The following is a 7,637-nucleotide window of genomic DNA, read 5'->3' as shown; positions in this document are numbered from 1 at the left end:
CCCGGCGCGCGCCGGGTGGACGAGGACGAGGAACTGCGCCGGGTCGTCCCGGTGGTGCGCGGACTGGCCTCCGAGGGCGTCGTGGTCTCCGTGGACACCATGCGCGCGTCGGTCGCCGAGCAGGCCCTCGCCGCGGGCGCGCGCCTGGTGAACGACGTCAGCGGCGGCCTCGCCGACCCCGCGATGATCCCGGTCCTCGCCGCCTCGGACGCCCCCTTCGTCGTCATGCACTGGCGCGGCTTCCTGGAGGGCGCCACGATCCACGGCGTGTACGAGGACGTCGTGGCTGAAGTCGTGGACGAACTGCGCGCGCGTGTGGACGCCGTTCTCGCGGGCGGCGTCGCGCCGGACCGGATCGTCGTCGACCCCGGGCTCGGCTTCTCGAAGGAGGCCGAGCACGACCTGACCCTCCTCGCCCACCTGGACCGGCTGCACACCCTCGGCCACCCCCTGCTGGTCGCCGCCTCCCGCAAGCGCTTCCTGGGCCGCGTCCTGGCCGGCCCCGAGGGCGCCCCGCCCCCCGCGCGCGAGCGCGACGCGGCGACGGCGGCGGTCTCCGCGCTCGCCGCGCAGGCGGGCGCCTGGGCCGTACGCGTGCACGAGGTGCGGGCCACCGCGGACGCCGTACGCGTCGCGCGCGCGGTGGAAGGCGCCCGGACCGGACACGCCCCGAGGACCGACGCCCCGCGCGCGCAGCACCCCCGCACACCCGCCGTACCCGCCGTACCCCCCGTGTCCGCGGAAGGAGACCGGTGAGCGCACCCCACACCGACGTCGAGCAGGTCGAGGCCGCCAACACGGCGTTCTACGAGGCGCTGGAGCGCGGCGACTTCGAAGGGGTGTCGGCGCTCTGGCTGACCCCGTCCGACCTGGGGGTCGACGAGGAGTACCACGACCCGGCGGACGCCGGGGTGGTGTCCTGCGTGCACCCGGGGTGGCCGGTGCTGACCGGGCGCGGCGAGGTGCTGCGCTCGTACGCGCTGATCATGGCGAACACGGACTACATCCAGTTCTTCCTCACGGACGTGCACGTGTCGGTGACCGGGGACACCGCCCTGGTGACCTGCTCGGAGAACATCCTCTCCGGCGGCCCCGCACCGGCCGCCGGGGAGGAGCTGGGACCGCTGGTGGGGCAGGTCGTCGTCGCGACGAACGTGTTCCGGCGCACCCCGGACGGCTGGAAGCTGTGGTCCCACCACGCCTCCCCGGTGCTCGCGGAGAACGACGACGCGGCCGAGGAGGACGACGAGCCGGCGCCCTGACCTGGATCCGGCCCTGACCGGGATCCGCCCCCGCACGCCCCCCACAGGGAGCAAGAAGTGGTTGGAATCACGAACCCGTGGGTAGGGGCGGCTACCGACCCGTCAGCGGCCGGGTCCGTCAAGGGAGTCGGTGAAGCGCTCCCGAGGCCCCGGCCCGGCCCCGCGGCCCCCGCGGACCGGCGCTGTCAGTGCTCGCGGGTAGATTCGCATCCGAGGCCGGTGAGCCGCCCGACCAGGGCGGCGGCCGTCCGCCGACCGACGACTTGCAGGAGTGATTCGCGTGGATCGTGTCGCGCTCAGCGGCCTGAAGGCCCGCGGGCACCACGGGGTGTTCCCCAAGGAACGCGAGGAGGGCCAGACCTTCGTCGTGGACCTCGTGCTGGGCCTGGACACCCGCCCGGCCGCGGCCGACGACGACCTGGCGAAGACCGTGCACTACGGCATCGTGGCCGAGGAGGTCGTGGCCGTCGTCGAGGGCGAGCCGGTCAACCTCATCGAGACGCTCGCCGAACGCATCGCGCAGACCTGCCTGAAGCACGACAGGGTCGAGGAGGTCGAGGTCCGCGTCCACAAGCCGGACGCCCCGATCACCGTCCCCTTCGACGACGTGACCGTCACGATCACCCGGAGCCGCGCATGAGGCCGCCCGCCGACCCGACCGTCCAGCCGGTGCCCGCGTCCGTCGTCGAGAAGGTCGACGCCGCCGACACGACGCTGCACAACCCCCAGTGGGCCGTCCTGTCCCTCGGCTCCAACCTCGGCAACCGCCTGGAGACCCTCCAGGGCGCCGTGGACGCCCTGGAGGACACCCCGGGCGTCCGGATCAAGGCCGTCTCGCCGGTGTACGAGACGGAGCCCTGGGGCGTCGACCCGGCGAGCCAGCCGTCGTACTTCAACGCGGTGGTCGTCCTGAAGACGACGCTCCCCCCGTCGTCCCTCCTGGAGCGGGCGCACGCGGTGGAGGAGGCGTTCGACCGGGTGCGCGCCGAGCGCTGGGGCGCGCGCACGCTGGACGTCGACATCGTGACGTACGCGGAGGTCGTCGACGACGACCCGAAACTCACCCTCCCGCACCCGCGCGCGCACGAGCGGGCGTTCGTGCTGGCCCCCTGGTACGACGTCGATCCGGACGCCAAGCTGCCGGGCCGCGGCGCGGTCGCCGAGCTGCTCGGCGAGGTCGGCCGGGAAGGTGTCGTCCCCCGGGCGGACCTGGAACTCCACCTGCCCGCGTAGTCGTTAAGGTCGGTGACGACACTGCGTCCGCGGGAGGCTCCCGCGGACCCCCGGGGGAGCCGAAGGGACACCGTGAGAGAGCTGCGCATCAGGGTGCTGGCCGGCGTGTTCGCCGTCGCCGCGATCCTGTCCTGGGCGGGCGCCCGCCTCTGGAACTCGCTCGGGACCCTCCCCAGCGTCCCGCTGGCCGCCCCCATCGTGCTGGCCCTGATCGCGGCCGTCCTGCTGGCCACCGCGCTCTCCCTGCGCGCCCGCCTGAAGGCCCAGCGCGAGCGCCGCCCCGGCGCGAAGGGCGTCGACCCCCTGATGGCGGCCCGCGCGGTCGTCTTCGGCCAGGCCAGCGCCCTGGTCGCCGCCCTCGTCGCCGGCATCTACGGCGGCGTGGGCGTCTTCCTCCTGGAGTCCCTCGACATCCCGGCCCGCCGCGACCAGGCCATCTACGCCGGCTTCTCCGTCCTCGCGGGGATCGCCGTCATAGTCGCCGCGATCTTCCTGGAACGCGTCTGCCGCCTCCCGGAGGACGACGACCACACCAACGGCAACGGCGGCCAGCCGTCGGCGGCCTGAAGCACCCGGAGAGGCCCGCTCAGCGGGCCATGATCAGGCTCATCGCCTCGTTGCGCGTAGCGGGGTCCCGCAGCTGGCCGCGCACGGCCGACGTGATGGTCTTCGCCCCCGGCTTGCGCACCCCCCGCATCGTCATGCACATGTGCTCGCACTCGACGACGACGATCACCCCGCGCGGCTCCAGGATCTGCATCAGCGAGTCGGCGATCTGCGTGGTGAGCCGCTCCTGCACCTGCGGCCGGCGCGCGAAGACGTCGACGAGCCGGGCGAGCTTGGACAGCCCGGTGATCTTGCCGTCGGCGGACGGGATGTACCCGACGTGCGCGACACCGACGAACGGGACGAGATGGTGTTCGCAGGAGCTCATCACCTCGATGTCCTTCACGAGCACCATCTCGTCGTGCCCGAGGTCGAACGTCGTGGTCAGCACGTCCTCCGGCTTCTGCCACAGCCCCGCGAATATCTCCCGGTACGCCCGCGCCACCCGCCCCGGTGTCTCCCTCAGGCCCTCGCGGTCGGGGTCCTCGCCGACCGCGATGAGGAGTTCGCGTACGGCGGTCTCGGCGCGCTTCTCGTCGAACTCGCCGATGGTGCCCTCGCCGTCCAGCGTCACGGGGTCGGTCATGTGGCTGCCTCGTTCCTGTGCGGGTCGCGCGTCTGGGTCACGCGCCTGAGCTGCGGGCCTTGGGCCCTGCGGCTGGAAAACGCCGCACCCCCCAGGCTAGGTCCTGGGGGGTGCGGCATCCATTTCGGGCCCGGTGTCAGCCGTCCGTGCGGTCCTCGGGTGCCTCGACCGCCGGGGCGGGTTCGGCGACCGACGCCTTGGCGGTGATCGCCGCGGCCGAGGAGCCGTTCGCGCCGTTCGTCAGGGCCAGCTCCTTGGGGGAGAGCACCGGCGGACGGGTCGACGGGGTACGGCGGGAGGAGCCGGTCCACGCGGGCCGCGCGGGCCGCTTGTGGATCGCGGAGAAGATCTCGGCGATCTCCTCCTTGCCGAGCGTCTCCTTCTCCAGCAGCGCGAGGACGAGGTTGTCGAGGACGTCGCGGTTCTCCACCAGGATTTCCCAGGCTTCGTTGTGCGCGTTCTCGATGAGCTTCTTGACCTCTTCGTCCACCAGGGCGGCGACCTCTTCCGAGTAGTCGCGCTGGTGGGACATCTCACGGCCGAGGAAGGGCTCGGTGTTGTCGCCGCCGAACTTGATGGCGCCGAGCCGCTCGGTCATGCCGTACTGGGTGACCATCGCGCGGGCCGTGGCCGTGGCCTTCTCGATGTCGTTCGCGGCGCCCGTGGTCGGGTCGTGGAAGACCAGTTCCTCGGCCGCGCGACCGCCCAGCATGTAGGCGAGCTGGTCGAGCATCTCGTTGCGGGTGGTCGAGTACTTGTCCTCGTCCGGGAGGACCATCGTGTAGCCGAGGGCGCGCCCGCGGGACAGGATGGTGATCTTGTGGACGGGGTCGGAGTTCGGGGAGGCCGCCGCGACCAGGGCGTGTCCGCCCTCGTGGTAGGCGGTGATCTTCTTCTCCTTGTCCGACATGATCCGGGTCCGCTTCTGCGGGCCCGCGACCACACGGTCGATCGCCTCGTCGAGCATGCTGTTGTCGATGAGCTTCTTGTCGCTGCGCGCGGTGAGCAGGGCGGCCTCGTTGAGGACGTTGCTCAGGTCCGCGCCGGTGAAGCCCGGGGTGCGGCGGGCGACCGCCGCGAGGTCGACGTCCGGTGCGACCGGCTTGCCCTTCTGGTGGACCTTGAGGATCTCCAGACGGCCCTGGAGGTCCGGCGGGTCGACCGCGATCTGCCGGTCGAAGCGGCCCGGGCGCAGCAGCGCCGGGTCGAGGATGTCGGGCCGGTTCGTCGCGGCGATGAGGATCACGCCGCCCTTGACGTCGAAGCCGTCCATCTCGACGAGCAGCTGGTTGAGCGTCTGCTCGCGCTCGTCGTGACCGCCGCCGAGGCCGGCGCCGCGGTGGCGGCCGACCGCGTCGATCTCGTCGACGAAGACGATCGCCGGGGCGTTCGCCTTGGCCTGTTCGAAGAGGTCACGGACCCGGGAGGCACCGACGCCGACGAACATCTCGACGAAGTCGGAACCCGAGATCGAGTAGAAGGGGACGCCCGCCTCGCCGGCGACGGCGCGCGCGAGGAGCGTCTTGCCGGTGCCGGGACGGCCGTAGAGGAGCACGCCCTTGGGGATCTTGGCGCCGACGGCCTGGAACTTGGCCGGCTCCTGGAGGAACTCCTTGATCTCGTGCAGTTCCTCGACCGCCTCGTCGCATCCCGCGACGTCCGCGAACGTCGTCTTCGGGGTGTCCTTGGTGATGAGCTTGGCCTTCGACTTGCCGAAGTTCATCACCCGGGAGCCGCCGCCCTGCATCTGATTCATCAGGAACAGGAAGACGACGACGATGAGGACGAAGGGGAGCAGGGAGAGCAGGATGCCGACGAACGCGTTCTGCTTGGTCGGCGAGACGGTGTACCCGTCGGGGATCTGCTTGTCCTGGTATTTGCTCTGTAGCGTGCCGGCGATGGTCACGCCCTGGTCGCCGATGTAGCTCGCCTGGATCTTCGAGCTGCCCTTGATCTTCTCACCGGACTTGAGCGTGACCTTGATGGTCTGCTCGTCACCTGTGGTGATCTTGGCCGACTCGACCTTGTTGTCGTTGATCGCCTGGACGACCTGGCCGGTGTCCACCGTCTTGTAGCCGCCGGACGAGCCGACGACCTGCATCAACACGACCACGGCAAGGACGGCCAGCACGATCCACATGACCGGCCCACGGAAGTATCGCTTCACGTCCATCCACACGGAGCGGTGCCGCCCCGTCCCTCCTGCCATAGTGAGTTTGATAAGACAGTTCTTCCGACGGTACCCCAGCCTGGGCGGCCACAGCCGCACTCAGGACCCGGCAGTGCCGTCTGCATGCTCCAACGGCGCGAATCCCGCCGGGGTTCCCGACCGCGCCGTATTCCCGCCGTACGGGTTTCCCAGCCGGCTTCTCAGCCTGCTTCTCAGCCGCCGTAGACGTGGGGCGCGAGCGTACCGACGAACGGCAGGTTGCGGTACTTCTCCGCGTAGTCCAGGCCGTATCCGACGACGAACTCGTTCGGGATGTCGAAGCCGACCCACTCGACGTCGATGGCGACCTTGGCCGCGTCGGGCTTGCGCAGCAGCGTGCACACCTTCAGCGATTCGGGCTCGCGCGAGCCGAGGTTGGACAGCAGCCACGACAGGGTCAGGCCGGAGTCGATGATGTCCTCGACGATGAGGACGTGCCGGCCCTTGATGTCGGTGTCGAGGTCCTTGAGGATCCGCACGACGCCGGAGGACTGGGTGCCCGCGCCGTACGAGGACACCGCCATCCAGTCCATCGTGACGGGGGTGGACAGCGCGCGCGCGAGGTCGGCCATGACCATCACAGCGCCCTTGAGGACGCCGACGATGAGCAGGTCCTTGCCCGCGTACTCCGCGTCGATCTTCGCGGCCAGCTCGACGAGCTTGGCGTCGATCTCTTCCTTGCTGATGAGTACCTGCTGGAGGTCGGCACCCATGTCTTTCGCGTCCACCCGCATCACTTTCGTCGCTCGTCCCACCGGCCACCACCCCTGGAGGAGGGGCGGGGATCAGCTCTGCCGGATGACCAGTCTGCCACCCTGCCGCTGGGCGACGACCCGGCCCGGCAGGTTGATGGCCTTCTGGCCGCGCCAGCCGGTGATCAGCCGGTCGATCTCCTCGATGTGCCGGGCGAAGAGGGAACCGGCCGGTGCGCCCGCCTCGATGGCCGCGGTACGCAGGATGCGGCGGCGTACGGCGGGCGGCAGGGCGTAGAGCTTGGCGCACTCCAGGAGGCCCGCCGCGTCCCGTACGGACGTCTCGGCCTGGCGTGCCCAGGTGTCGAGGGCGTCGGCGTCGTCCCGGGAGAGCTGGGCGGTGCGGGCGAGCGCCTCGACGACGCCCTTGCCGAGGGCCTTCTCCAGGGCGGGCAGGCCCTCGTGGCGCAGGCGCGAGCGCGTGTAGGCGGGGTCGGCGTTGTGCGGGTCGTCCCAGACGGGCAGCGACTGGACCATGCACGCCTTGCGGGCGGTCTGCCGGTCGAGCTGGAGGAAGGGGCGCCGGTAACGGCCGCCGGCCCCCGAGACCGCGGCCATGCCGGACAGGGAGCGGATCCCGGAGCCGCGCGCGAGGCCCAGCAGGACGGTCTCGGCCTGGTCGTCGCGGGTGTGCCCGAGGAGGACGGCCGTGGCGCCGTGGCGTACGGCGGCGTCGTCCAGGGCGGCGTAGCGGGCGTCGCGGGCGGCGGCTTCCGGGCCGCCCTCGCGGCCGACCGTGACGGCGGCCGACTCGACGGGGTCCAGGCCGAGTTCGCGCAGTCGCTGGACGACCTCGCGCGCGCGTTCGGCGGAGCCGGTCTGGAGGCCGTGGTCGACGGTGACGCCGCCCGCGCGCAGGCCGAGGCGGGGGGCTTCGAAGGAGAGCGCCGAGGCGAGCGCCATGGAGTCGGCGCCGCCGGAGCAGGCCACCAGGACGAGCGGTGGGGAGGAGGGGGGCGCGGGGTGGTCGTTCTCGGTCAGGATGTCGT

The 7,637-nt window shown here is 71.5% G+C and carries 9 protein-coding genes; 5 read left to right on the top strand and 4 right to left on the bottom strand.

Annotated features, from left to right (window positions below):
- The 5 genes from folP to AOK24_RS39795 form a co-directional block, all read left to right on the top strand.
- Positions 1-756 (top strand): dihydropteroate synthase (folP, locus tag AOK24_RS39815; RefSeq protein WP_240554346.1); only part of this gene is annotated, 756 nt, incomplete at its 5' end.
- The gene (locus AOK24_RS39810) at positions 753-1,262 is read left to right on the top strand and encodes a nuclear transport factor 2 family protein (RefSeq protein WP_055724794.1); all 510 of its coding nucleotides are present in this window, start codon (positions 753-755) and stop codon (positions 1,260-1,262) included. The genes folP and AOK24_RS39810, both read left to right, overlap by 4 nt.
- 280 nt (positions 1,263-1,542) lie before the next feature.
- On the top strand, positions 1,543-1,902 hold the full coding sequence (folB, locus tag AOK24_RS39805; protein ID WP_055724793.1) for a dihydroneopterin aldolase: 360 nt from the start codon (positions 1,543-1,545) through the stop codon (positions 1,900-1,902).
- Positions 1,899-2,495 (top strand): 2-amino-4-hydroxy-6-hydroxymethyldihydropteridine diphosphokinase, encoded by a 597-nt coding sequence (folK, locus tag AOK24_RS39800; RefSeq protein WP_050370103.1) that lies wholly within the window; start codon positions 1,899-1,901, stop codon positions 2,493-2,495. The genes folB and folK overlap by 4 nt, the downstream gene beginning before the upstream one ends.
- A gap of 72 nt (positions 2,496-2,567) precedes the next feature.
- A complete protein-coding gene (locus tag AOK24_RS39795) occupies positions 2,568-3,062 on the top strand; it encodes a DUF3180 domain-containing protein (protein WP_055724792.1) in 495 nt (164 codons plus the stop codon).
- Positions 3,063-3,081: 19 nt separating this feature from the next.
- Here AOK24_RS39795 and folE read toward each other — a convergent pair whose 3' ends face one another.
- The 4 genes from folE to tilS form a co-directional block, all read right to left on the bottom strand.
- Complete coding sequence (gene folE / locus AOK24_RS39790; RefSeq protein ID WP_055724791.1) at positions 3,082-3,687, bottom strand: GTP cyclohydrolase I FolE; 606 nt, start codon at positions 3,685-3,687, stop codon at positions 3,082-3,084.
- A gap of 136 nt (positions 3,688-3,823) precedes the next feature.
- Positions 3,824-5,860, bottom strand: a complete 2,037-nt coding sequence (ftsH, locus tag AOK24_RS39785) for an ATP-dependent zinc metalloprotease FtsH (RefSeq protein ID WP_055724790.1) — start codon at positions 5,858-5,860, stop codon at positions 3,824-3,826.
- Between the two features lie 209 nt (positions 5,861-6,069).
- Entirely contained in the window at positions 6,070-6,630 is a 561-nt protein-coding gene (hpt, locus tag AOK24_RS39780; RefSeq protein WP_055724789.1) for a hypoxanthine phosphoribosyltransferase, read from the bottom strand.
- 51 nt (positions 6,631-6,681) lie between these two features.
- The coding region (gene tilS / locus AOK24_RS39775) for a tRNA lysidine(34) synthetase TilS (protein ID WP_055724788.1) at positions 6,682-7,637 on the bottom strand (956 nt) is incomplete at its 5' end.

This window comes from Streptomyces niveiscabiei (assembly GCF_001419795.1).
Classification (GTDB): domain Bacteria; phylum Actinomycetota; class Actinomycetes; order Streptomycetales; family Streptomycetaceae; genus Streptomyces; species Streptomyces niveiscabiei.
The sequence above is the reverse complement of the archived record's forward strand: the minus strand, read 5'-3'. Positions and strand labels throughout refer to the sequence as shown.

What these genes read in the sequence shown, in the direction of transcription:
- folK (WP_050370103.1), top strand. Translation starts at nt 1,899, where the DNA reads ATGAGGCCGCCCGCCGACCCGACCGTCCAGCCGGTGCCCGCGTCCGTC.
- folE (WP_055724791.1), bottom strand. Translation starts at nt 3,687, where the DNA reads ATGACCGACCCCGTGACGCTGGACGGCGAGGGCACCATCGGCGAGTTC.
- ftsH (WP_055724790.1), bottom strand. Translation starts at nt 5,860, where the DNA reads ATGGACGTGAAGCGATACTTCCGTGGGCCGGTCATGTGGATCGTGCTG.
- hpt (WP_055724789.1), bottom strand. Translation starts at nt 6,630, where the DNA reads ATGCGGGTGGACGCGAAAGACATGGGTGCCGACCTCCAGCAGGTACTC.